The organism is Pseudomonas sp. SbOxS1 (assembly GCF_013416725.1).
In the GTDB taxonomy this organism is placed as follows: Bacteria; Pseudomonadota; Gammaproteobacteria; order Pseudomonadales; family Pseudomonadaceae; genus Aquipseudomonas.
On the sequence record NZ_JAAVXC010000007.1, the window covers coordinates 187447 to 212992 of the forward strand.

General features: G+C 56.9%; 23 protein-coding genes. 12 read left to right on the forward strand and 11 right to left on the reverse strand.

The window, feature by feature from the left end; all coding sequences use genetic code 11:
* Nucleotides 1-49: 49 nt before the first annotated feature.
* Nucleotides 50-811, forward strand: a complete 762-nt coding sequence (locus HFK74_RS11385; RefSeq protein WP_218953646.1) for an enoyl-CoA hydratase-related protein — start codon at nt 50-52, stop codon at nt 809-811.
* 38 nt (nt 812-849) lie between these two features.
* Nucleotides 850-1644 (forward strand): enoyl-CoA hydratase/isomerase family protein, encoded by a 795-nt coding sequence (locus tag HFK74_RS11390; RefSeq protein ID WP_157711489.1) that lies wholly within the window; start codon nt 850-852, stop codon nt 1642-1644.
* Between the two features lie 37 nt (nt 1645-1681).
* Here the strand turns inward: HFK74_RS11390 and HFK74_RS11395 are convergent, their stop codons facing one another.
* From HFK74_RS11395 to HFK74_RS11405, 3 genes are read right to left on the reverse strand one after another with little or no spacing between them, the layout of a single operon-like run.
* A complete protein-coding gene (locus tag HFK74_RS11395) occupies nt 1682-2020 on the reverse strand; it encodes a DUF6285 domain-containing protein (RefSeq protein WP_180203580.1) in 339 nt (112 codons plus the stop codon).
* 26 nt (nt 2021-2046) lie between these two features.
* Entirely contained in the window at nt 2047-3063 is a 1017-nt protein-coding gene (locus HFK74_RS11400) for a phosphotransferase family protein (RefSeq protein WP_180203581.1), read from the reverse strand.
* 10 nt (nt 3064-3073) lie between these two features.
* On the reverse strand, nt 3074-3847 hold the full coding sequence (locus tag HFK74_RS11405) for an SDR family NAD(P)-dependent oxidoreductase (protein WP_180203582.1): 774 nt from the start codon (nt 3845-3847) through the stop codon (nt 3074-3076).
* A gap of 186 nt (nt 3848-4033) precedes the next feature.
* On the opposite strand from HFK74_RS11405, the gene HFK74_RS11410 reads away from it, so the two are divergent.
* Entirely contained in the window at nt 4034-4912 is an 879-nt protein-coding gene (locus HFK74_RS11410; protein WP_180203583.1) for an acyl-CoA thioesterase II, read from the forward strand.
* A 48-nt stretch (nt 4913-4960) separates the two neighbouring features.
* Here the strand turns inward: HFK74_RS11410 and HFK74_RS11415 are convergent, their stop codons facing one another.
* Entirely contained in the window at nt 4961-5908 is a 948-nt protein-coding gene (locus tag HFK74_RS11415) for a flavin reductase (RefSeq protein ID WP_180203584.1), read from the reverse strand.
* Nucleotides 5909-6051: 143 nt separating this feature from the next.
* Here HFK74_RS11415 and HFK74_RS11420 point away from each other — a divergent pair, with 143 nt between their 5' ends.
* Nucleotides 6052-7173, forward strand: a complete 1122-nt coding sequence (locus tag HFK74_RS11420; protein WP_180203585.1) for a nitronate monooxygenase — start codon at nt 6052-6054, stop codon at nt 7171-7173.
* A 68-nt stretch (nt 7174-7241) separates the two neighbouring features.
* Here the strand turns inward: HFK74_RS11420 and HFK74_RS11425 are convergent, their stop codons facing one another.
* From HFK74_RS11425 to HFK74_RS11440, 4 genes are all read right to left on the reverse strand, one after another.
* On the reverse strand, nt 7242-8684 hold the full coding sequence (locus HFK74_RS11425) for an MFS transporter (RefSeq protein ID WP_180203586.1): 1443 nt from the start codon (nt 8682-8684) through the stop codon (nt 7242-7244).
* A gap of 39 nt (nt 8685-8723) precedes the next feature.
* Nucleotides 8724-11228 (reverse strand): RND family transporter, encoded by a 2505-nt coding sequence (locus tag HFK74_RS11430; RefSeq protein ID WP_180203587.1) that lies wholly within the window; start codon nt 11226-11228, stop codon nt 8724-8726.
* Nucleotides 11229-11258: 30 nt separating this feature from the next.
* Entirely contained in the window at nt 11259-12368 is a 1110-nt protein-coding gene (locus tag HFK74_RS11435) for a YCF48-related protein (protein WP_180203588.1), read from the reverse strand.
* 260 nt (nt 12369-12628) lie between these two features.
* Nucleotides 12629-14062 carry a DUF1329 domain-containing protein gene (locus tag HFK74_RS11440; RefSeq protein ID WP_180203589.1) on the reverse strand — a complete coding sequence of 478 codons (1434 nt, stop codon included), beginning with the start codon at nt 14060-14062 and terminating at the stop codon, nt 12629-12631.
* Between the two features lie 268 nt (nt 14063-14330).
* Between HFK74_RS11440 and HFK74_RS11445 the strand changes: the two genes are divergently transcribed.
* Nucleotides 14331-15437 (forward strand): NAD(P)-dependent alcohol dehydrogenase, encoded by a 1107-nt coding sequence (locus tag HFK74_RS11445; protein WP_180203590.1) that lies wholly within the window; start codon nt 14331-14333, stop codon nt 15435-15437.
* A gap of 13 nt (nt 15438-15450) precedes the next feature.
* A complete protein-coding gene (locus tag HFK74_RS11450) occupies nt 15451-16800 on the forward strand; it encodes an aldehyde dehydrogenase family protein (RefSeq protein ID WP_180203591.1) in 1350 nt (449 codons plus the stop codon).
* Between the two features lie 57 nt (nt 16801-16857).
* Here the strand turns inward: HFK74_RS11450 and HFK74_RS11455 are convergent, their stop codons facing one another.
* Nucleotides 16858-18108 (reverse strand): NAD(P)/FAD-dependent oxidoreductase, encoded by a 1251-nt coding sequence (locus HFK74_RS11455; protein ID WP_180203592.1) that lies wholly within the window; start codon nt 18106-18108, stop codon nt 16858-16860.
* Nucleotides 18109-18310: 202 nt separating this feature from the next.
* Here HFK74_RS11455 and HFK74_RS11460 point away from each other — a divergent pair, with 202 nt between their 5' ends.
* The 4 genes from HFK74_RS11460 to HFK74_RS11475 are packed head-to-tail and all read left to right on the forward strand — an operon-like array spanning nt 18311 to nt 21152.
* On the forward strand, nt 18311-19585 hold the full coding sequence (locus HFK74_RS11460; RefSeq protein WP_180203593.1) for a cytochrome P450: 1275 nt from the start codon (nt 18311-18313) through the stop codon (nt 19583-19585).
* A gap of 21 nt (nt 19586-19606) precedes the next feature.
* Entirely contained in the window at nt 19607-20029 is a 423-nt protein-coding gene (locus HFK74_RS11465; protein WP_157711475.1) for a DUF3237 domain-containing protein, read from the forward strand.
* A 6-nt stretch (nt 20030-20035) separates the two neighbouring features.
* The gene (locus HFK74_RS11470; RefSeq protein WP_180203594.1) at nt 20036-20791 is read left to right on the forward strand and encodes a TetR/AcrR family transcriptional regulator; all 756 of its coding nucleotides are present in this window, start codon (nt 20036-20038) and stop codon (nt 20789-20791) included.
* Nucleotides 20792-20831: 40 nt separating this feature from the next.
* Nucleotides 20832-21152, forward strand: coding sequence for a 2Fe-2S iron-sulfur cluster-binding protein (locus HFK74_RS11475; protein WP_157711473.1), 321 nt, complete (start codon nt 20832-20834; stop codon nt 21150-21152).
* Nucleotides 21153-21269: 117 nt separating this feature from the next.
* Here HFK74_RS11475 and HFK74_RS11480 read toward each other — a convergent pair whose 3' ends face one another.
* Both HFK74_RS11480 and HFK74_RS11485 read right to left on the reverse strand, forming a co-directional pair.
* Nucleotides 21270-22043: an enoyl-CoA hydratase/isomerase family protein gene (locus tag HFK74_RS11480; RefSeq protein ID WP_218953648.1), complete on the reverse strand. Its 774-nt coding sequence runs from the start codon at nt 22041-22043 to the stop codon at nt 21270-21272.
* On the reverse strand, nt 22040-23011 hold the full coding sequence (locus tag HFK74_RS11485) for a nitronate monooxygenase family protein (RefSeq protein WP_180203595.1): 972 nt from the start codon (nt 23009-23011) through the stop codon (nt 22040-22042). Before HFK74_RS11485 ends, HFK74_RS11480 begins: the two co-directional genes overlap by 4 nt.
* Before the next feature lie 288 nt (nt 23012-23299).
* Here HFK74_RS11485 and HFK74_RS11490 point away from each other — a divergent pair, with 288 nt between their 5' ends.
* On the forward strand, nt 23300-24205 hold the full coding sequence (locus HFK74_RS11490) for a LysR family transcriptional regulator (protein ID WP_180203596.1): 906 nt from the start codon (nt 23300-23302) through the stop codon (nt 24203-24205).
* 113 nt (nt 24206-24318) lie between these two features.
* Complete coding sequence (locus HFK74_RS11495; protein ID WP_180203597.1) at nt 24319-25497, forward strand: M20 aminoacylase family protein; 1179 nt, start codon at nt 24319-24321, stop codon at nt 25495-25497.
* The last annotated feature ends 49 nt before the right edge of the window (nt 25498-25546 follow it).

Consider the following 25546-nt stretch of genomic DNA (forward strand, 5'->3'; position numbering starts at 1 on the left):
CTGCCAGCGAGATTGCCCCATGAGTCATGCAATCGCTCCAAGCCCGGTGTTGCTTGAAATCATTGAGCAACACATTGCCGTTCTGACGCTCAACCGCCCCGAAGCCCGCAATGCCATCAGCAGCGAAATGACAGGGCTGATCGAGTCCTGTCTGATCCGCATAGAAGACGACCCGCAGATTCGTGTGTGCATTCTTGCCGCCAAAGGTGAAAAGACGTTTTGTGCAGGCGCCGACCTAAAAGAAATCGCCTCAGGCAATGCACGGAATCTGGCAACCAAACGCGGTGGTTTTGCCGGCTTCGTCCAGGCTCCCCGGAGCAAACCGTGGATCGCCGCAATCAACGCTACTGCGGTCGGCGGCGGTCTTGAAATGGCATTGGCCTGTGACATGCTGGTATGCGCCGAACAGGCTGAACTGGCACTACCAGAGGTCAAGCGTGGCCTGGTAGCTGCCGGTGGCGGCATGTTCAGATTACCCCGCGTACTGCCACGGGCCGTTGCCTTGGAAATGATCGTCAGCGGTGAGCCGCTCAGTGCGCGTCGCGCCTATGAACTGGGTATGGCCAATTATCTGGTGGCGCAGGAGCAGGTGTTCGAAACGGCGCTCAATCTTGCCCGCAAAATTGCCAGCGCAGGCCCTCTGGCTGTGCGTGAAAGCCTGCAATTGGCGCACAGAAGCACGGACTGTAGTCTGGAAGCACTCTGGGCCCTGAATAGAGAGGCCGCTCACCGGGTACTTACCAGTGAAGATGCGCGCATCGGCCCCAAAGCCTTTTTCGAACGACGCCCCGCACAATGGACCGGCCGTTGAGCCCGACAAAACCAACAATATTTTCAAGGAGTGCGACCATGGAATACACCACCCTGTTGTTTGATCTGTCCGACGATGGCGTCGGCACCATCACCCTCAATCGTCCCGAGGCCATGAACTCGTTTACCCTGACGATGCTGCACGAGTTCGACCACCTGTGGGCGCACATCCGTGACAATGATGATGTACGAGCAGTGGTTCTGCGCGGTTCAGCAGGCCGGGCGTTCTCCACGGGTGCCGACGTGAAATCCCATGCCACCGAGCCCGTGGGCCATGCCAACAACCTGTGGAATGCCCGTGACCCTGGCGAAAGCCTGGGTGCGCGATCGAACAAGGTCTGGAAGCCAGTCGTAACTGCCGTTCACGGTTTGTGCTGCGCCGGGGCTTTCTACTGGCTCAATGAAAGTGACGTGATCATTTGCTCGCAAGATGCGCAGTTCTTTGATCCCCATGTTTCCTACGGGCTTGTTTGTGCCGTTGAACCTATCGGCATGTCCTACCGCCTGCCTTTGGGCGAGGTGCTGCGCATGTCCTTACTGGGAAATGACGAAAGGATTGGTGCCGAAACCGCACTGCGCATCGGGCTGGTGACTGAGATCACGTCGAATGAATCATTGTGGGATCGAGCCCATGAGCTGGCGGCAAAGATCGCGGCAAAGCCACCGGCGGCCGTGCAAGGCACCGTGCGGGCAATCTGGGAGTCTCTGGATGTGCCACGCACTACGGCGCTGACCCAGTCCTTGAAGTACACGATGATTGGAAACCCGGTAGCCCAGGCTCAAATGGACGTAGAAGCTGCACGCAAACAAGCGCGTTCGTTCGAAGTACGCTAAAACTGGACGGCAGGGCCGAAAGCCCTGCCCCCACACATTACTGTTTAAGATAATCAGGACTGCTTTCAGCTACCGCCTGGCCAACACTGCGGCGCAAATGAGCGATGAGCTGTTCACGCTTCGATTCTCCCGGGTCACCAAACCCTTCACGAAGGCGTAAAGCCAACAAGCGATTACCGGCCAACAGATCTATCTGCCCCTGTTGCAATAGTGCCTGCAATGATTGCAGTTCCTCACGTTGCGGCAACTCTCCACTGCGCAACTGACGCGCAGCAATGTTCATCGCATTGCAGATCATCAGCGCTTCATGTTTACGTTGCGGAGGCAAATCCCCCAGCAGGCGTTCGCGCAACAAACTCTGCGCAGCTTCCAGCAAATCGGCACCTTCAGGTCGCGTACGCATCAATCATTCTCCGTCATGTTGAGAATTTCCCATTCCAGCTTGGGGACGATGTGCCCCGTCAAAGCCAGCAACAACGATTGCTCTTCACCCGAAACATGTCGCTCGGCCTGCTGAATAGCGATAATCGCCCAGTGCACATGTGCCATCACCTCCCAATACCGAACCTGTTCGCGATCAATACGTCGTCCACTCTCTGCCTCGTAACCGCGATAGAAGTCCTCGCGCTCGCCGATACCACCCGCTTCCAGTGACGGCTGGCCGAATCGCCAACAGCGAGCGCAAAACCAGCCAATATCCTCAAGCGGGTCACTCCAGGCGGAAAACTCCCAATCGATGATGGCAGTCAACCCGGTCTCGTCGACCATGTAGTTTCCGGTGCGAAAATCACGATGGGTCAACACAACCTCTCCACGCGGTGGAGCATGCCGTTCGAGCCACCGTAGGCCCCACTCCAACGCGGGATAAGGTGTGTGGTAGCTATCGAGAAAACTACGCGCGTGCGCAATCAGATAGCGAGCAGGCGCTTCGTCGTAAAGCGGCAGGAAGTCAAGATCCTGACGTGGTGGCCGGATCGAGTGGATACGGGCCATCTCCCGTCCCAAGCGCTCGGCGAGCTCGCGTCGGTCGCCACCATATTTGGAATTTGCGCGAGCAATAAGGTGGGCACTGGCAGTGCCATCAACTCGACGCATCACGAAAAATGGCCGCCCCAGCACGGAACGGTCCTCGCACAGCCATAACGGCTGAGGGACTGTGACCCCGGCTTCGAAAGCCGCAATCAACAAGGCGTATTCCTGCGCACGGCCGTGGCTGACCGACACCCCGGAAGGTGCATCCGTACGAATCACCAGGCTTTGCAAGCCGCGATAAGGTCCATCGTGGAATTGGGCGTCGATGCGCCAGTTTTCCTGAATAGCGCCACCTGAAAGCAAATCAGCCAACTTCAACTCGACACGAGAAGCCTGACCCACGTCGCTCAGGTACTGCTCGATTGCACTGCGTGATTGAGCGTCCACCTGTGTTCTCCTAAAGTCCGCTAACCAGATGACCGCCATCGACGGCGAGCGTGGCGCCGGAGATGTGTCGCCCACCCTCGCCCACCAAGAGCAAAAGCGGTGCGTCTAGATCCGATAATTCGCCGAAGCGCCGACTCGGGATGCGTTGACGCAAGCGTTCGCCGGGTTCACTGGATAGAAACTCACGATTCAAATCAGTGACCACGTAACCGGGGAGCAAGGCGTTCACCCGAATGCCGTGGCGGGCCAGTTCCAAAGCCAAGGCCTTGGTCGCCTGAATGACACCAGCCTTCGATATTGCATAAGGCGCCACCGCTCCGCTGACTCGCTCACCGAGAATCGAAGCCGTATTGACGATGACCCCGCCCTTACCTGCGGCAACCATGCGCCGGGCCGCTTCCGTGGCCACGAGCCACCCGCCTTTGAGGTTGGTACCAATCACCGCATCGAAATCTGCCTCTGTTTGCGCAAGCGCAGGCTTGGTGACCGTAACTCCAGCATTGTTGAGTACGATATCCGGCACGCCAAAGCGCTCAACCACTTCATCAAAGGCGCGCTGAACGCCGGCACCATCGCTTACTTCCATTCGAACCGTGGAAACCAGGCCTGGCGTTTGCGCAGCCAGCTCCTCCAGCAACTCGACACGCCGCGCAGCCATCACCACATGCGCACCGGCTGCGGCCAACACCCGACAAAAGTGCAAGCCCAAGCCACTGGACGCCCCGGTCACCAGCGCCAATTTGCCTTCCAGACCAAACAGCGCATTCAAGTCCAGACTCGCCATGGTCCTCTCCCGTGATCAATTTTCGATGACGGGTGAAGACCCGTCGGCTTGGAAAAATCATATCAATGAGTTATATGTTTAATCAACCTGACAAATTTCACACGCCTCAGGTTTCACCAACGATTTCTTCCGTTTTGGCCAAGGTTCAGGCGACCGCCCGCCCTTCATTCGAACAGGACTATCAGCATGCAAGCACCTTCAAGCCGTATTCCACGCCCGGGCGATTTCGCCGCCTTGTTGCAACTGGAATTCGACGGGGATGAGTTCATCAGTCAATACGGTGAAGCGAATCTGACAGGCAACGCTTTCGGCGGGCAATTGATGGCTCAAGCAGTGACTGCCGCCGCTCACGGCCTCGATTCGCAAAGACGGTTGCGCTCGCTGCACGCTACGTTTCTCAAACCGCTGCCACTCGATCCTCAATTGCGCTACCAGGTTCAGAGCACGCTGCAAGGCCGCAGCTTCAGCAACCTGGAGGTGCAATCAATGATCGGGCAGCAGGTCGCGTTCCGCGCCAGCCTGTGTTTTCAAACCGAGGAAGACGGGCCGAGTCATCAGGACTCGGCGCCCGAAGTCGCGCCCCCTGACTCACTGCTGGATCTCGCACAACTGGCTGACCTGCACCAGGATCGCCTCAGCGACGGTAATCGAAGAATGCTCAAGGCCAGGCATCTGCACGAGCTGCGCCCACTGGAGGGCGAGGCCTTCCTTTTTTGCGGTGATCGCCGACCGAGCATGCGCTACTGGATTCGCAGTCGTGATCGCCTGAGCGATGACCCGAGGCTGCATGAAGCAGCGCTGGTTTACATGTCCGACGCCTGGATCAACAGTGCAATGCTGCTTCCACATGTGGCAACGCGCATGAGCCGTGACTTTTTTGCGCCAACGTTGACTCACGACCTCTGGTTCCATCGCTCGTTTCGTGCCGATGAGTGGCTGCTGTTTGATGTGCACAGCCCTTCATTGCAAGGTGCCACCGGGCTGGTCAACGCAGCCATCTACGACCTCGAAGGCAGGCTGATCGCCAATGCCACACAGCATGCACTGTTTCGACGCCTCGGCTAATGCGCTACGCCCCGGTCTGCACCGGGGCTTTTCATATTGCCTGCGCCATCAGCTACGCGTATTGCGGATGACCTTTTTCAGCAGATTCTTGAGCAATGCCAGATCGTCCCAATCCAATCCGGCGATTGCTTTCTGCTCCGACGATTTAGCCTGCACGAACAACTTGACCGCGTATTCATGACCGCGTGGAGTAAGGTCGAACTGACGAGCCGGGCCATCGCCTTGCACTGTTACCAACTCGGCTTGCAGCAACTTGCCCAGCTCCTCGTCACCGAGACGGTGACCACTGGGTTTAAGCAGTTCTTCGATCTGACCCTGGGTTTTGTGCTTGCCGGCAGCCAGCACACTGAGCACGAAATAGCCGCACTCGGTAAGACCCAACTGCTGCCAATCCTTGCGCACCGGCTGGTACAGCTGCATGGACGCCACGCCAAGCAAAAAGCCCAGGTAATCCTTGTTGAAACTGCTGTTCACATCTTCGACGTCTACCGGATTCTCCAGTGCACGAGGGTGAACCTTGGCGTATTTACCGCCGTGGAAGGCGAGTGGTGGATGAGCGGAATGGTCAAACTCGATGACTTCGCCGACAAAAATGATGTGGTCACCGCCCTCATAGCGAAAGCTGGTTTTGCACTTGAACCGGGCCGCGCAATCGCCGAGCAAAGGTACCTGTCCGGGGCCACGCTCCAGCTCCAAACCAGCAAATTTATCGATGCCGCGCTTGGAAAACCGATCCGACAATGATTGCTGTTCGGCAGCAAGCACATGCACCGCAAAGTAGTCGCCGGTCATGAACGCCGAGAGGCTGCCGGAAGTTTTTGCCAGGCTCCAGAGAATCATCGGCGGCTCGAGCGACACCGAGTTGAAGCTACTGGCGGTGAGGCCGACATCGGTTCCCTCGCCGTCGCGCGTGGTAACAATCGTGACCCCGGTCGCGAAAGCTCCCAATGCATTACGAAACTGCTTACTGTCGATTACCAGATTGGGATTGCTCACGGACTTCTCCTCGTTCTGTTCGAACCGCTTGCTGCCAGAGATCACAGCGGACTATTTGAATAAATAGTATATATCATTAATATAATAGGCAACCGGTCATAGCGCCGGTCATTGCGAATTCCACGACAGTCAGAGCGATAACAATGAAAACAAAAGTCTGCGAGATGTTGTCCATCGACCTGCCCATTTTTGCCTTCTCGCATTGTCGAGATGTTGTCGCTGAGGTGTCACGGGCCGGCGGCATGGGAGTTTTGGGTGTCAGTGGTTTTACTCCCGAACAACTGGAGCAAGAACTGACCTGGATCGACGAGCACATCGATGGCAAACCCTACGCGGTGGACATCCTGATCCCGAACAAATATGCCGCCAGTGGCAACCCGACAGAGAAGCGTCGCCCTGAACTTCCGGCCGAGAATCAGCTTTTCCTCAAGAAACTGTGCGATGACGCTGGCATAGCGCCGCTTCCCGAAACCGAAGTCGAGCGCATGGTCAGTGAGTACATGGATCGCCTGCACATGACGCCCGAATCAGCGGAAGAGCTGATTGAAGTGGCGCTGCGTCATCCACTGGTCAAACTGGTGGTCAACGCCCTCGGCACACCACCCAAGGAAAAGGTGCGCGAACTGCAAGCTCGCGGCGTCAAGGTCGGCTCGCTGGTGGGCCGCCTGGATCACGCAAAGGCCCAAGTCGAGGCAGGCGTGGATCTACTGGTGGCCCAGGGCAGTGAAGCCGGCGGCCACACCGGTACCATCACCTCGATGGTGTTATGGCCGCAGGTGGTCGATGCAGTGGCGCCGATCCCCGTACTTGCAGCCGGCGGTATCGGTCGTGGCCGACAAATGGCCGCGGCCCTGGCAATGGGCGCCGACGGTATCTGGTGCGGTTCCATCTGGCTGGGCACCGACAAAAGCGAGCTCACTCCGGAAATGAAAGCCCGCTTATTTGCCGCGCGTTCTGAGGAGGCCATTCAGTCGCGCGCCATGACAGGCAAGCCATGCCGGATGTTACGCAGCAAGTTCACCGATGCTTTCGAACAACCGGGTGCGCCGAAGCCTTTGGCCATGCCGCTGCAGACGCTGTCGGTGTTCGAAGCCCGCGCACGCATCGAGCGGGCCCGGGCCAGTGATTTTCTGACGCATCCAGTAGGCCAGATCGTTGGCGACATGCATGGGGAAACGACAGTCAAAGAGATTTTCTATGACCTGCTCAGTGACTTCCTTGATAGTGCCGAGCGTTTGGCAACACTCGTCGCGTCACTGGAATAATCGTGGCTTGAAAACGAAGAAGGCCGTCGCCCTGTATTACCCGGGCGACGGCCTTCAGTGCGTTGCAGCTACGAATGACTGGCAGGTTGCGCGACGGCTTCGCGCGATGCATCAGGCCGGCGCTTGGGCAAGGCCAAAGCAGCGAAGACGCTGAGCACGCACAACAGGGTGATGGTCAAAAACGCCAGTTGGAACGCCGGACCCGCCGGGTAGGTTCCAGGACCTTGGGCCGGATCGCTGATCGTTTGAGTGGCGAAGATAAAGGCGATCATCTGCGCCCCGATAGCCATGAAGGTGGTGCGAATCACCTGGCTCAAGCCCGTCACTTCACTGACCCGCTGCGCCGGTACCGCCTCGACGATAAGATTGGGTACGGCACTGAACGCTATGGCCGTACCAATGCCGTTGAGGATCACCGCAAACCCGACAAACCAGATAGTGCTGTGGTGCAGGGTCAAGGCCGCCCATCCCGTGACGAGGAAGAACAAACCATACAGTAATGCACGTCTGCCGCCGTGACGTCCCGCAACCACACCGCCCCAAGGTGCCGCGACGATAGCCACCAGCGACGAAGGCAATTTCAATGCCGCTGCAGCCGTTGCAGCCATGCCGAGCCCGACACCGGTCCAGGTGGGTTGCTGCAACAATACAAACAGCACTTGGGCAAACTGCATTGCCCCCAAGGCGATCAGGGCATAACAGAGGTTGGACATGGCCAACTGGCGGTTGGCAAACAGCCGGACGTCGATCAGCGGATTGCTATGCCGTGCCTCATACCAGGCCCAGAATGCCAGCAAGACAAGGCTGCCTCCACCGAGCCACAGTGTGCGCTGATCGTCCCAACCCCAGGCACTGCCTTTGGTCAAAGCGAACAGAATCCCCGCCACTGCCGGCGCAAACAACACACCGCCTAGAATATCGACCTTCTCTTCGCTGGCCTTGCCCGCCGAAACCGGCAGGAACGCAATCACCAACAGCAAACCCAGCACGGCGACTGCAGTACTGATATAAAAGATCCAGTGCCAGCTCAAATAGTCGATGCACACGCCACCCAATACGAAACCGATACCGGCCGCCGTTGAAGCGGTACCTGCGACAATACCAATACAGAGTGGTATACGCGCCTGGCTGATATTTTCCCGCACCAGGCCGAAACACAGAGGCAGGACAGCTGCCGCCACCCCTTGCACGGCCCGTCCGAAAACAATCCCTTCCAGGGAGGAGGACAAGGCACTGATCAATGAGCCAAGCGCTGCCAGGATCAACATGCCGATCAATACCCGGCTGCGCCCATACAGATCACCGATCCGGCCACAGATTGCCGAAGCGGCAGCCGCCACCAACAGATAGGCGGTAATGACCCACCCCACCAATGCCGGGTCCTGGAACAACCTGTAGAACGTCGGCAACGCCGCGAACGCCATGCTGACCTCAAACGCCGAAGCCACCTCGGCAGCCACCAACGCCAACATGATGGTTTTCCAGCGTGTGTCTTTATCACTCAAGGCCATGCGAGTCTCCTCCTTGCTCATCAAAGAATGGCGCAGGCTTCAAGCTCTGCTGGCCATGCGTTTTTGAAGCTCTGTTTCCTGCTCCAGACCACTGTCGGCTACAGGATCGAGCCCTGCCAGGGGAAGCGATACCGTGGTGGATTGCGCATTGACGTCGCGACCGACATCACGCAACAGGAAATACGACAATGCCGGTATCAGCGTCAGGGCACCGAGCATGTTCCAGAGGAACATGAACGTCAGCAGGATGCCCATGTCGGCCTGGAATTTGATCGGCGACCAGACCCAGGTCACTACGCCCGCCGCCATGGTCACACCAATCAAAGCCACAACCTTGCCTGTGAAATTCAGAGCGAGCCCATAGGATTGCGCGAGGGAAATCCCGCGACGCTGAGCACCCAACTGGACGCACAATAAATACAGGGCGTAATCAACGCCGACGCCGACACCCAGGGCAATGACCGGCAAGGTAGCGACTTTGACGCCGATACCCAGCATCACCATCAAGGCCTCGCAAAGGAACGAAGTAATCACCAGTGGCACCATGGCCACCACCACCGCCCGCCAACTGCGAAAGGTGACGTAACACAGGATCGCGACGGCGGCATACAACAGGCCGAGGATCCGATAGTTGGCCTGTTTCACTACAATGTTGGTGGCCGCCTCGATACCGGCAGGGCCTGCGGCCAACAAAAACTGTCGGTCAGGGGTGTTGTACTCCGCGGCAAACTTTTCGGTCACCTTGACCACTTCACTCAATGTGTCAGCGCGATGGTCTTTAAGGTAGGCAATGACCGGAGCAACACTGGCATTGGGGTTCATCAGCTCAGGGCTGCCAACCAGCAGGGTTTGCGTGACGTTACCGAGCGTTTGGGTATTGCGCGGTAACGTCATCCACTTCGGATTACCTTCGAACGATCCCGATGCGACTCGCCGAATCCCGCCCGCCAGTGAGGCGGTTGCCAGCACCGATGGAAGCTGTTGCAGACGCCAGGCCAGAAGGTCCTGCGCCACCAACGATTCATAGTCGCGCATGCCTTCGTTTTTGGTTTTGAGGATGACGGCGAATTGATCGCTCGACATACCGTAATGCTCGTTGATGTATCCAACATCCAGATTGAAGCGCGAGTCAGGACGCAGCTCGGGCGCCCCCGCATCCAGGTCTCCCATCTTCAGGCTGGTCAGGCTGATTGCCATGGCACCCCCGCCGACCAGAATGGCCAGCAAAGTGAGTGGCAAGGCCAGACGACGCTCGGTGCACCGTTGCAAAAAGCCGGTGATGCCTTGTCCGGCCTCATTCTCACGCAGGCTGCGCGTGGCGGCTGATTGACTGACGCCAATATAGGAAAGTGCTACCGGAATGAAGAACAGCTTGGTGAAAATCAGCACCAACACACCCAGACTGGTGGTCATCGCCAGGTCGCGAATCACGGGGATGTCAATGATCATCAGCACGGCAAAACCAACCACGTTGGTAATCAACGCCGTCAGCCCCGCCATGAACAACCGGCGAAAGGTATAACGGGCAGCCACATACTTATGCGTCCCCCGCCCGATGTCTTGCATGATCCCGTTCATTTTCTGGGCGCCATGGGATAAACCGATGGCGAAAATCAGGAAAGGGACGAGGATCGAATAGGGATTAAGGTCGTAGCCAAGCAACTCCAACAACCCCAGCAGCCAGACCACGCCGATGGTCGCTGTCACCACCAACAACAAAGTACTTCGCAGATCGCGGGTATAGAGGTAGATGATCAATGAAGCGATCAGGGCCGAAACGGCGAAAAACATCATGACCTGAATCAACCCGTCGATCAGGTCGCCTACCAGCTTGGCAAAGCCGATGATATGCACACGATAGTGGCCATCGCTTGCGCCCTGATACTTGTCACGGATTTCTTTTTCCAGAAAAGTCGAGAGCTCACTGTAATCCAGTGGCTTACCGGTCTCGGGAATGACATCGAGCAGGGGCACAAAAATCATGCTCGACTTAAGGTCCTTGCCCACTAACGTTCCAGGTAAACCGGCGCGCAGCGTATTGGTACGAAACTGGGCAATGGATTTTTCCTTGGCGTCGTAGTCGAACGGCATGACCGGACCACCGCGAAAGCCTTCTTCGGTCACTTCGGTCCAGCGTACGATTGGCGTCCAGACCGAACGCATGAAGGCACGATCCACGCCTGGCGTGAGGAATATCTTGTCATTGATATCACGCACCACAGCCAGGTAGTCCTTGTCGAAAATATCACCCTGAGTATTTTCGACTACGATGCGCACTGAGTTGCCCAAGCCCTTCAGTTCGCTCTTGTTGTCCAGGTAGTTACGGATATAGGGGTGGGAATGAGGAATCATGTCATCGAAGCTGGCCTGCACCGTCAGACGCGAAGCATGCAATCCTAAAAAAGCGGTAATGACCACAACCAGCATCACCACCCAGGCGCGATGATTGAAGATCAGTCGCTCCAGCCAGTCACCCGATTTTTTGTCGAAGTCTTTGATATCCCGTATCACGGGCAGGCGAAGTGATTCGGTATCTACAGCCATGATTTCTCCAGATTTTCCATACCACCAGCCTCAGCTGCCGGAAGCCGGCAAAGGCTCGAGCTGAGCACCTTGGGTGCCGACGATGACCACACTGTCTGCAGCCGCGGGTTCGATATTGGCGAAGGGCACGCTACGAAGCAGCTGTTTTGGCTGCAAAGCACCAGTAGCGGCGTCACCGAGGAGCAACGTACCGCCTTGGCTGACTATCGCCAGGCGTCCGTGGTCGAGCATGGCGGCTCCCGTTAGCGTGGTCTCCGTTCCCGTGTCGATTTTTTCCCAGCTCACACCTTTATCCAGGCTGCGCCAGGCATTACCGCGCAAGCCGTAAGCAACCACCGCACGGGCATCCCCCGTCACGCCGAAGAAACTTCCAACATAGCCGGAATTCAATGCGATGAAGCGCTGACTGGCTTTATCCAGACGGAACACTGTCCCTCGCTCCGAGGCGATATACAGTTCGTCACCAACGGCATTGATCGCCGATAAATGCAGGCCTTCAGGGTTATCCATCCGGTCGAGCATGGGCGTCCAGTGTTCACCGCCATCACGAGTTTCCATGATCAGATTGAAGCTACCGACCACGTACCCGTGCTGATCATTTTCGAACCACACATCCAGCCAAGGTTGTTCGGGCCCCGTCTCGTAATTGAGGCGCACCTGATCCATCAAGCCTGCGTATTGCGCCTGCTCGGCTTCGCTGGCCTGATCAAGGCGCTGCTGGTAGTAGCTGGTCATCAGCTTGCCGGTAGCAAAACCATCCTGTTGCTTGACCCAGGTTTTGCCACCGTCGCGGGTACGCAGAATCACGCCCCCGTGGCCGACGGCCCAACCTGATTCAGCAGTAGGAAAGTTGACCGCGGTGAGGTCGGCACTGACCGGTACGTCAGCCTGTTGCCAGCTGCGACCTTGATCATCGGAATAAACGATGTGCCCTCGCCATCCAACCGCAACCAGGCGTTGCCCGGCCCGGGCCAGACCGACCAACTGAGTGGCAGGTGCCAGACGGCTTTGCACCACCGGAGTGAACAAGGGATCGATAGCAGGGCCTTTGCCCTCGCTCGCATTGACCCCTAGCAGCAACGAGGCACCGATGAAGCAACCGCCGATCCATCTGAGATTGGCAGCTGATGCGCCTCGCATATGCAGGGCTGTTCGAAAACAGCGGGCAAATAAAGGCAAGCCAAAATGGCTCATTTCAACCTCCAGACTTCTTATTGAACTTGTTGTGCGGAGTGATGTAAGCGAATTGTTTGGACCGCCTGTCAAAGCGACTGCGCCAAGCAATTCACATAATCATACTAATCCTATACATGTTTATCGTCAACCGAACATTGACTTGACAATTGGCAGGCGAAAAAAAACCGCGGCACGAAAAATCGTGCCGCGGCGAAGGGGTTTGTTTAGCGAACGCCAGTGCCGGCCATGGATTCCGAGCGGAAAGTAAAGTCCGGGAAGCGCTTGACCTGCTTCACCCAACCACTTGCCGGATCGATGAAGCTGGTGAGCAGGTACTGACCTTTGCTCAGGTCGTAGGCGACAGTGGAATAATCCATATTCCCGGCTGCACCAAACTCGTTGCGATTGTATTGCGGCCATCCATTGGATTGCTGCACCCGGAACAGCTTACCGGCATCATCCTCCGACTCAGCGGTCAAAATCGACCAGGAGTCCTCGTCGATGAAGAACCTGCGCTTGGCGGCAATATGGCGCTTACCTTCCTTACGGGTTGCTTCTACTACCCATACGCGGCGCAACTCCCAACGCGAGACATCCGGGTTGATAAACTGCTTACCAAGCACTTGCTCTGGCGTCGCTGTCAGCATGCGGTACTGATTGGCAGGTACATACATCTCCTTACGCCCAATCAGTTTGAAATCGAAGCGATCCATGCGACCAGCGAAAAGACCCAGTTCGTCATAATTCAACGCCCCGGACAATGAAGCGCTCGGCGTATCGTAGGTCAGTTCCGGCGCGAGACGGGTACGGCGCTGGCCAGTGGTGTAAGACCAGATTCGCTGATCCTTGTGATCGAATTCCGCTGGGTACCAGACGATGGATTTCTGCCCGGCATCGCGTGAAGGCGCAATCGTCTTGTTAAGGAAGCGGTAATAGTTTTCAGCCACTCCCGAATAAGGCGCGGCTGTCGAATCCCAGAACGGGAAGTCAGCCTGCTGTATGGAGTCGTTGGTCATCGTCGGATGGCCCGACGAGTCGACGATCCAGCTCTGCATCCGTAGTTCGTATTCGGTCTGCTCGTGCGTGAGGGCATTCCACATGGCCTGATAGCCATTCTTGGGAATAGGGAATGGCGTGCCAAACCAGCAACCCCGCAGTCCGACACCATCATCCGTGGTTTTGCACTCTGGATTCGCTGCGTTTTTGATTGAGCCTTCAGCTCGATCCGGTGCCATCTGCGGAAAGCCGCGGCGAGTCGGATAGATATTGAGTTTGTAATCAGGCCAGCGCTTGAGCAAGGCCTGGGTACCAGGTGTCAGCTTATCGGCGTATTGCGCCATGTTAGCCGGAGTGATCGTCACAACCGGCTTGTCATTGGCAAAGGGATCAAGCGGATGCTTGTCGGAGGGGCTCGCACCCGCTGGCGGTTTCACTCCCCCTGTGTAGGCGGGAATGGTGCCGTCCTTATTTCCAGCGATTTCCGAACCCCAGGGAGTGAGTGTCGTTCCCAATTGCTTCAGTTCTTCAGGCGTCACCCCAGGAGTGGCATAAACCCCTTGATGAAACAGCAGAGTGAACCCTACTGCCAGCACACCCCCTGCTTTTGACAAGATGCGTACTGCACCTTCGGTTTCGACGATTGGTTTGCCTGTCTTCATCGCAGTCTCCAGCTTATTGTTTGTTTTATCGGCGGGTAGAAGCCCAATGTTTGAGAGGAAAGGTCCTCCCAAGAAATTGTGTAATCACAATAATCATGTGTATCATTGGTGTCAATGGACTGAGGCACGCATTCTGCTCAAGCCATCGCAAAAGATTTATTTTAGTCATACAGGCACAATCATGCAGATGATTATCATGATCACTGCCTGGCACTCTTGAGCTCCTGCTGCGCCAAAAACGCCGAAAAACAACTAAAGGGAACGTTCAATGAAGATTCAAGCCGCGCTGGCTTTCGATACCAATGCCCCACTGCAAATGGAGCAAATTGACCTGGTTGAGCCTGGACCGGGCGATGTGCTGGTGAGAATTGTTGCCACAGGACTGTGCCATACCGACCTGACGGTATTGGCCAATCCACAGATGCCGTGGCCGGCGCTGCTCGGACATGAAGGTGCCGGCGTTGTCGAGAAAATCGGTACGGGCGTGACTCGTGTTGTGCCCGGGGATCATGTGATCATGACCACCACTTCATGCGGCAAATGCCCTCAGTGCATATCCGGCCAGCCGTCTTACTGCCTCTCCTTTCGCGAACTGAATATGTCGGGTGGCCGCTGCAGCGACGGTAGCTGCACCCATCAACTGGCCGGTAAGCCGGTGTTTGCACGTTTTCTGGGCCAGTCTTCGTTTGCCAGCCACTGTCTGGCCAGCGAGCGTAGCGTGATCAAAATCGACGCCCAATTGCCTCTGGATATCCTTGCCCCTTTAGGCTGCGGTATTCAGACCGGTGCCGGAGCCGTGCTCAATACCTTGCGCCCACGCGCAGGTACCAGCTTTGCCCTGTTCGGCGCTGGCGGTGTGGGCTTGTCGGCATTGATGGCGGCAAAAATCGCCGGTTGCACCCAACGCATTGTGGTCGACCGGGTCGCAAGCCGACTGGAGCTTGCCCTTGAACTGGGCGCCACGCATGTCATCAATGCCGGTGATCAGGACGCCGTCCAGGCTATCCGTGAACTCAGTGGTGGCGGGGTTGATGGTGTCGTTGAGGCCACAGGTATTCCAAAGGTAATGGAACAGGCTATCCAAGCGCTGGGACACGGCGGTACGGCTGTTCTTGTGGGCATGGCCGGTGCGCAAGCCAGCGTCACCTTCAACCCAATGGAAGTGCAGTCGAGAAATACCCGAATCAAAGGCAGCATCATGGCGGGCGAAGGTGGGGTACCGTCATTGTTCATCCCTCAACTCATCGAGTACTGGAAAGCTGGACTGCTGCCGGTTGAAAAGCTGCTGCGTTTCTATGACTTCAAAGACATCAACCAGGCCATCCACGACGCCCATGATGGTTCCGCCATCAAGCCCGTGATCCGCATGCCTTGAGGAGCTTTAATTCATGACTCTGGACACCGCTTTCAACGCCGCTATCGAAAAGACCTTCGCCAGTCAGCGCCAGACTCGACGAGTACGTCGCGATGAAACAGTCGACCTGCGTAAAGCGCGCCTGTTGCGACTTCGCGAAGTGATCGTGGCGCACATCGACGATATCGAACAGGCGCTTTTCGAAGACCTGCGCAAGACACCTACGGGTGGCAAGTCAGGTGAAATCGCCTCGGTACTAGGGGATATCGACACAGCAGTGGCCCAACTGGCCGACTGGATGGCCGTCAAACCTGTGCCTTCTTCACCTTACCTGCCGAATACCGCCGCACACATTTTGTATGAGCCCCGCGGCAACGTCCTGTTGTTGGGCGCATGGAATTTCCCGTTCGCCCTGGTCATGGCACCTCTCGTGCCGATCATCGCGGCCGGCAATAGCGCGATGATCAAACCTAACGAGCTGACGCCTGCTACCAGCCGAGTGGTTGCAAAACTGATTGCTGAAGCCTTCAATCCTGATGATGTTGCCGTGTTCGAAGGCGGTATCGAGGTTGCAGAACGCTTGCAGGAACTGCCCTTTGACCACGTGTTTTTCACCGGCAGCCCGGCGGTCGGTAAACGAGTGATGGCAGCCGCTGCACGGCACCTGAGCAGCGTAACGCTTGAGCTGGGCGGTAAATGCCCAGCCATCATTGGACCGGATGTTGAGTTGCTGCAAGCTGCCGCTAAAGTAGTTGGCGGACGCTTCAACAATTCCGGCCAGCTCTGCCTTTCCGTCGACCATGCCTGGATTCCGCGCAACGACGCAGAAGCATTCGGCGAGAAGGTCAAGGCAATGGTCGCCCATCAATTTTATGAAAACGGGCAGTTGCAGCTGGAAAAACAGCCACGCATCGTCAATGAACGAAACTTCGATCGGGTACTGGGCTACATCAACGATGCGCTTGAACGCGGCGCACGCATTCTGTGTGGCGGTCAGTCGGATCGCGAAACCCTTACGATCCATCCGACGGTGTTGGTGGACGTCCCCAGGGATGCGCGAATCATGCAGGAGGAAATTTTCGGCCCCGTGCTGCCCATTCTTGCCTATGACGAACTGGACGAAGTGCTCGAACATATCGATGGCAACGGCAAACCCCTGGCCATGTACGTGTTCAGCGACGACGAAAACTTCGTTGAGCGGACATTGCACGGCAGCTCATCAGGCGGCGTCACGATCAATCACGTCATGATGCACTACGTCGAGAAAAACCTGCCGTTCGGCGGCGTCAATGGCAGTGGCATGGGTCGGTACCACGGCCGTGCCGGGTTCCTCGAGCTGTCCAATGCTCGCTCTGTATTGACGCAAGGCAAGCCATCGGCATAAGTGCGGTTGCTGGCAAGTCTCACCACCAGGCTCAAACATTGAGCCTGGTGGCTCACCTCAATTAACCGAATTGGCAAATAGCACTTTGAGTGGCTGAGAATCGTCGGCCAGCCTCTCGTCCTCCACTACCAGTCGTTCCGCGATCAGGCGCTTGGCTGCCATGAAGTCTGCTGGACGACCTACCACATCCGCAGCAATGATCCTGGCTCCTTGCAAATAGAAGACGGCGAACGAACGCAGCTCGAACGAACCACGTATCACGACACGCTCATAACCTTGAGACAAGCCAGCCATCTGCAACTTGAGGTCATACTGATCCGACCAAAACCAGGGTAGCGAATCGTTACGCCTCGGTTTGCCGCAGAGCGTCGCGGCCGCGCATCGCGCCTGCTCTACTGCACTGGGCACTGACTCCAGACGCAAACGTCTTCCATAGAAGAGACTCGGTTGATTGGCACAATCGCCTATTGCGACAATGCTCGGGTCCTGGGTAAGTCCGGTCACATCGGTGACGATGCCATTGTCGACCAGCAAACCCGCCGCCTGGGCCAGCTCAACGTTGGGTACGAGACCGATCCCGACGATGACAAAATCCGCCTGGATCCGCTCTCCACTCTTGCACAACACTTCACCGACACCCACTGGACATTCACCAGGGGCAAAGCCTTGCACCTCTATACCTGTCAATATCCGCACGCCATTCTCGCGGTGCAAAGACTCGTAAAAAGCTGAAAGCTGAGGTGCCGTGACACGTGCCAATACTCTGGAGGCGGTCTCCAGAACGGTCACCTGCAGACCAGCACGAACAGCAACAGCGGCCACTTCCAGTCCGACATAGCCGCCGCCTATTACCACTAACTTACGTCCAGGGCGGAACTGGGGGCGAATGTCGTCAACATCTGCGAGATTGCGCAGATAGTGAATCCCTCGCAAATCGCTGCCAGGCAGGCTCAGTCGCCGGGCATGGCCCCCCGTGGCCAATGCCAGGCGCTCATAACGGATGCATCGACCATCGGCCAGACGAACTTGCTTGGTCGTGCGGTCGATGGACTCGACCCGAGTATCGAGCAGAAAGTCGATAGCGGCGCGCTCGTAAGCTGTCTGCGGTCGAATCAACAAACCTTGCAGGTCGATCATGCCGGCAAGGTATGCCTTGGAGAGAGGGGGACGCTGATACGGCAAGCAACTCTCCTCTCCAACGATCAGTATCCGCCCCGCATGGCCTTCCTGACGCAGAGCCACCGCGAGTTCACCTGCGGCCTGACCTGCCCCGACTATCAACACCTCTACCTGTTCCCCATCTCGCATGACACCACCTCCTCGCTTGCCCTCATCCGCCAGGTTTGCTGTTGAGACGTTCAACTCACATCGTCTCAGAGCTGCACACAGCGGCATTGTTGTTGTGGGATACAAGCTAAACGGACCAATGAGACAAATCAATGTTTGCGTATCACTAAAAGATACTTTATGTTTTGATCGTCTCATACAAGACCAATAGAGGCGCAAGACCATGAAGCTTGGTGATATCGACTTATCTGATGTGCACGTGTTCGAACAGGCTGTCCCCTACGACTACTTCGCCTTCCTGCGCAGCGAACATCCTGTCAGTTGGACAGCGCGTCCAAACGGTACCGGCTTTTGGTCGGTAACGCGCTACAAGGACATTACGGAAGTGGAGGCCAATCCCGAAGTCTTCTCCAGCCGGACCAATGTCACCCCGGCCGAAGTACCCGAGGAAACGCTTGCCGCCACCGTCGACCGTATGATCATCCTCAGCGACCCACCCCGACACGGCGCCCTGCGCAAGCTGATCATGAGTGGCTTCACCCCCAAGGCCATTTCCAGAATCGAGGAGCACATCCGCCAACTGGCGGTGGATTCCATTGATGCTGTGATCGAAGACGGCGTCTGCGATTTCCATGATGTGGGCGCCCATATGCCCATTGAAGTGGTGGCCGATCTGTTGGGCGTGCCCGCCGAAGATCGGCAGAATCTTTTCAACTGGGCCAATGCCATGTTCGGCGCCGGTGATACGCGAGTTTCCAGCAACGCCGGCATGGAGCGAGCACGACGGGAGATGTTTGGGTACGCCATGACACTGGCCCATCAACGTCGCGTACAACCTGGTGATGATGTATTCAGCCAGATCGCCATGGCTGAAATGGAAGGGGAACAGCTGTCCGAATTCGATCTGGGCTGCTTCTTTCTGATTCTCGCCACCGCGGGCAATGAAACCACGCGCACGCAGATTCTGCATGGCACCAAGTTACTCATCGAAAACCCCGAAGCCATGCAAATGCTGCGCAGCGACTCGTCACTGCTGCCCAATGCCGTCGAGGAAATGCTGCGTCTCACCTCCCCGGCCCTGGCCTTTGCGCGCAAGGCTACCCAGGATTATCAGTTGGGTGGACAAACCATCAAGGCAGGTGATCAGGTCGTGATGTGGTATTGCTCAGGCAGCCGGGATGAAGAAATTTTCGCCAATCCCGACGAGTTCGATATCCATCGCAAAAACGCCCGCGATCACATGGCTTTCGGTTCCAAGACGGGTATCCATCGCTGCCTCGGCGCCATGCTGGCACGCTCCGAACTGATGGCTTTTATCAAAGAGGTCGTCACCCGCCTGCCGGATATCCGGCTGGACGGAGACATAGAGCGACTGCGTTCCAACTTCACCAATGGCATCAACCATATGCCTGTGCGCTTTACCCCCGGCAAGGCCAACCGTGCGCAGAAGATTTCCTTCTATGCCGCCAATGCCGACAAATCCTACTCCCACGCCTGACAACAAGAAGAGGAATTCAACATGTCCATCACTCTGATCCCGTTGGCCACTGCCACTCTGGAATTGGAAACACCGGTCTATATCCCGAACACTCCACGCGGGACCCGCGTGATTGTCGACGTACTGGCATCTCGCTGGGAAGGCGAGCGCCTGAACGCAAAACTCAAGGGCCGTGCCGCAGCCGACTGGGCACTGATCGGTGCAGATGGCACCCTGTCCATCGATGTACGCCTGACCTTGGAGACCGACGATGGCGCTATAATCTTCGTCTCCTACGAGGGGCGTGCGCAGATGACCCAGACCGGCGCTACACCGCTGATTGCCACGCCTCGCTTTGAGACCGGTGACGAGCGTTACAAGTGGCTGAACACCGTTCAAGCCATTGGCAAAGGCTCCCGCGATGAGCAGGGCCGCCTGATCTATGAAATCTACGAGGCGCAGTAAGCATCCATGACCACCAAGCTCAGAGAACAGACAATGTCCGGTGCGCCCGAAGATCGTGATGCACAGTTGACCCAGCGGGTCATAGAAGCTGCCGAACGCTGTCTGGACAAGCTGGGCCTGGACAAGACCACAGTGGATGACATCGCCCGCGAAGCTGAAATATCGCGGGCAACCCTGTACCGTCGTTTTGGCAGCAAGGAAGCAATATTTGGTGCTGCATTGCAAAGGCAGTCTCGCCCATTCGAGAGCGAGGCAACCGCAATCCTGAACGGTCCCGGCAATCTGTGCGAGCGAGTCGAGCGCCTGCTGGTCTGGGCGGTGATTGAAACGCCGGAGAACGTCCTGCTCAAGCGGCTGCTCGGCAATGAAACAACACAGGCGGGCGTGCAGATCTTCAACCAGGTTTTTCGCAAAAAGGTCAGTACAATCCTGCTTCCAGTGGTCGATGCAGCAAAGACCAATGGCGAATTGCGCGAAGATCTCGACCCTGAGTTCCTGGTTGACTGGATCATCCGTGAATTGCTGATGATCAAAATGGCAGCACCCTGGCAAGAAGCCGATCTGCGCAAGCACATTCACCACTTCATCAAACCCGTGTTGGTCGCCGCTCCGGACATGCCAGCTGCCACGAGCGACGTCGCGCCGAGCATGGAAGACATGCACAAACGCCTTATCAATCTGGAGCAGCGCCTGGTCGAAGTCCATCAGTTGCTAGGCCAGGTTCGTCAAGACATACAGGTACAGAGCATCCGCACCTGCTAGCCATCGTCATTCAATGACATTGCCATTCACGGTACTCAACATGCTCAAGATCACCTACATCGAATTCAACGGAACCGCGCACGAAGTGGAAGGCCGAGAAGGCCAATCCATCATGGAAGTCGCCACTCAAAACCTGGTGCCCGGCATCCTCGGCGACTGCGGTGGGACCTGCAGTTGTGCCACCTGCCACACTTATGTCGACAGCGCCTGGTTTGCCAGGATCGACGCTGCAACTGACGACGAACTGGGTGTGCTCGAAGGGGCACTGGACGTACGCGAGAACAGCCGATTGTGCTGTCAGATCAAACTCGATTCGACGTTAGATGGCATCGTCGTGCATTTACCGCAACGTCAGTATTGAGCTTTTGGAGTCAGATAAAAACGCCGGCGCAATCGCCGGCTTTTTTTGGGTAAGCGTAACCCGAATTGTCGGTTTCATTCAGACGATCAGGACAAAAGCGATCGACGTGGTCCCACGTCAGCGATCCTTGAATACCGGTTTACGCTTTTCCACGAACGCCTGGAGACCTTCCTGGGCATCCTCGCTGGAAGAAACGACCTGCCCCAGCTCACGCTCGAGCCGCAGCGCCTCGCTGAGCAGAAGATCCGCACCCTCGCGAACGGCTCGGCGAATCGCTTGTTGCGCAGGCAGGCTGTATTGGCCGTGCGCGAGCGCCATGGCACACGCTTGCTGCAGTACATCGTTGCCGTCGCTGACCACTCGATCGACCAGGCCTATGCGCTCGCCATGCTCTGCACTCACCGGCTCGCCGCTGAGCATCATCTGCAACGCTCGACTCTGACCGATAAGGCGGGACAACAACTGGGTACCCCCGTAGACCGGAATCAAGCCCAGCTTGATTTCCGGCAGACCGAGCTTCGCCGTCGCTACAGCCAGCCGGAATGTGCACGCCATGGCAATCTCCAACCCGCCACCCAGCGCGAAACCATTGAGTGCGGCCACGCTGATCTTGGGGAAAGTGGCCAGTCGCTCGACCAAACGATGCACTCGGGCCATACGCACAGCTGGATCGCCATCGCGCTCATTGAGATCGGAGCCGGCGCAAAACGCACGGCCCTGCCCGGTAATGACCAATGCTCGCGAGGCATCCTTTTCGATAACATCGAGGTGTTGCTCGAGCGCTTCCAACAGTCCATCGGTGACGGTATTCAACGCCTCGGGGCGGTTCAGTGTCAGCACGACACAGGCGCCGTGATCCTCCCGCGTAACCACCTGCTGCATCGTCGTCATAAGCGAACTCCGAGTGCCTGGCAACGACTCAATGCGCTACGGTATTCGTCCTCAAGTCGAGCTATCAGGACATCTACTGGAGGAATGTCAGTGATTGCACCGACGCCCTGCCCTGCGGCCCAAATGTCCTTCCACAGTTTGAATTCGCCATGGCCACCGGTGCCTATCCCACTCTCTGGCAGGGGCGGCAGCGCATTCGGATCAAGTCCGGTGCGAGCGATACTCTTCTTCAGGTAATTACCTCGCAGGCCGCTGAACAGATCGGTGTAAACAATGTCGTCGGAATTGGAAGCGAGGATCATCTGTTTGTACAGGTCGTCAATCTCACATTCGGCGCTGCCGAGAAACCGGGTTCCCATATACGCCAAGTCTGCCCCTATCACCTGAGCGGCAAGGATGTCCTTGCCAGAGCCAAGGCTCCCTGACAGCAGCAGAGTGCCGGAGAAGAAGCTGCGAATGTCGTTGATCAACGCAAAGGGGTTCATGGTGCCGCCATGCCCACCCGCACCGGCGCAAACGGCGACGATGCCATCTACACCGGCTTCGGCAGCTTTTTGCGCATGGCGCACACTGACCACGTCGTGGAACACCAGCCCGCCGTAGCCATGCACAGCCTCCACTACCTCGCCGGGCGATCCGACGCTGGTGATCACTATTGGCACCTTGTGCTTTACCAGCAGGGCAAGATCGGCTGCCTGACGGGTATTGTTGCGCGCCACGATCTGGTTGATGGCGAACGGTGCCGGACCACCCACCCAATCGTCGATGCGCGGCCGGGCAAGCTCATGCGTCAGCTCCGCGAGCCAGTCGTCGAGTTGCTCGCTGGTGCGTGCGTTCAGGGCCGGCATGGAACCCACGATACCGGCACGACACTGGGCAGCGACAAGCTTCGGGCTGGAGACCAGAAACATCGGGGCGCCAATGACTGGCAAGCGCAGGCGGCCCTGGAGGGCGGAAGGTATCGTCATGATAGGCACCTGTTACTTCAAATGAGGCCAATAGTTGAAATGATCATAACGATTAACAAAATCCGCCGACAACTATTTATTCACAAGTGTACAAACAAGCGCTTTCTCGGACCCTGACTTTCTAGGTTCCGATACACCTGCCTCCGGTAAATTTCCCCCTGAATCGTGGCCTATCAGCCCCCACCTCGATCGCAACAACGTTACCGAGCGGCAGACATTGTTGTTAACCTGCTCGCCGTTCAGACAACGCCTCGTGCAGGCGTCTGTGACCACTGCATTGGAGCCGCAATGAAACTTCATCAACTGCGCGCCTTGCTTGCGATCTGCGAAAGCGGCAGCATCCAGGAAGCGTCGAGAATCCTGCATATCTCCCAACCATCCTTATCCCGGAGCATCAAGGACCTCGAGTCGGAGCTAGGCGTACATCTCCTGGTACGTTCCAATCGAGGAATCACGCTGACGGTTTATGGAGAACATCTACTGAGCCGTGCCCGCCTGATTCTTGCAGAGGTCAGACGAGCCAAGGATGAAATCGAAACACTCAAAGGCCGAACGAGCGGTCACATCACCATTGGGGTGTCGCCCGTCACCCCAAGTTCTCAGTTCGTCAATTGCCTGGCCCGATTCAGTGCTCGCCACCCAAAGGTTTCGATACAGATTGAAGAGTTGAGGCCTAACAAGCTCATCGAAGGATTGCGCGAAGGACGCCTGGACCTGGTCCTGACTTCCCATGGTGGAGTGCGTCAACTGGAAGGATTTCGAGCGGTAGAGCTGTATCTGCAACCCGGTGCGCTGGCAGTGCGCAAAGGTCACCCTCAAAGGCATTTGAACTCCCTTGCCGAACTGCGCGAGTTGATGTGGATCCTTCCCGACACGTTCGAGGACTCACCTGTCAGCAAGCTATTCAGTGACTGCGGACTCGCCCCTCCCGAAAACGTAATGGTGTGCTCCTCTCTCGTCATGTATCTGGAGCTGGCGTTACGCACAGACTCGGTAAGTTTCTGGTCGATGCGCCATATGACCTTGAGCAATCTCAGCGAAAGACTCGATGTGCTGGAAGTATCCGAACAAGTGCCTGGATTCGTTTTTTCGCTCATCAGCCGCGAAGCGGAATTGCTCACTCAAGCGGCCAACATTCTGGCAGAGGACATCCTTTACGAATTCCAGGGTAACCCTTGCGCCAATCCGGTTTAGCGCAAGATCAGCGGGTCACCAGAAAAGCTATAGGCATACGCAAAGACGATTACTCATAGGGAAAAACGCTCTGGCATGCTCGACTTCATCGGACAAACCCTCGCGAGAACCCCATGCATTCACTACCCAGTCTTGTGCCGGAAATCGAAGCGCTTCAAGCAGAGTTCATGCAGATCCGCCAACACATCCATCAACATCCAGAACTTGGTTTTGAAGAAGTTGAAACCAGCAAACTGGTAGCGGGGTATCTGCGCCAGTGGGGTTACGAAGTCCATGAGGGCATCGGTGGAACCGGTGTTGTCGGCGTGCTGGAACTGGGTGATGGAAAGCGCGCCATTGGCATACGCGCAGACATGGATGCACTGCCCATCAAGGAAGACAACAACCTGGCGCATCAGAGCAGGCATGCGGGAAAGATGCACGCTTGCGGCCACGATGGGCATACCGCGATTCTCCTGTGCGCGGCCAGGTATCTGGCAGAAAGCAAATGCTTCAACGGCACCCTGAATCTCATTTTCCAGCCGGCGGAAGAGACGCTGGGTGGCGCATTGAGCATGATCAATGACGGTTTGTTCGAGCGATTCCCGTGCGACGCGGTTTACGCCTTGCACAACGCCCCCGGATTGCCTGTCGGGTACTTTGTTGTCCAGCCCGGCACGATGCTGGCGTCCTCCGATGAGGTGACGATCCGCCTGCTGGGCCAAGGCGGTCATGGCGCCATGCCGCATCTGGCCAAGGACCCCGTAGTCGCTGCTGCCGAAGCCATTTTAGCCTTGCAAACCATCGTGGCTCGTAATGTACCCGCCGCTGAAACTGCGGTCATTACTGTGGGCATGGTGAATGCCGGGGAAGCGCCTAATGTCATTCCTGCTCATGCAACCTTGCAATTGAGCGTACGTGCGACAGCGCCTGAAGTGCGTGCGCTCCTGCAGAAACGTATTGGTGAAGTTGTCCGGGGCGTTGCGATGACTCACGACATGCAAGTTGAGGTCGACTACCACCCCAAGGTATCCACGCTCTTCAACAGCGAAGCAGAAACCGCCCTCGCCAGGCAGGTGATCAGCGACCTGGTCGGTCCGAACAACATCAAAGGTGCAAGCATAGGCGGGTTGGGCAGCGAAGACTTTGCATGGATGCTTGAGCGCGTTCCCGGCTGCTATGTGGCGCTCGGCAATGGCAACAGCGGTCCTACCGGTTGCTCTGTACACAACCCTGGGTATGACTTCAACGATTTGGCCATTCCTTACGGTGCAAGCTACTGGGCCAGGCTGGTTCAAGCCTATCTCGTCTAACCCGAACACCCTCCCCTGTACCGTCGAGTATCTCGATCGAGAGAAAAGA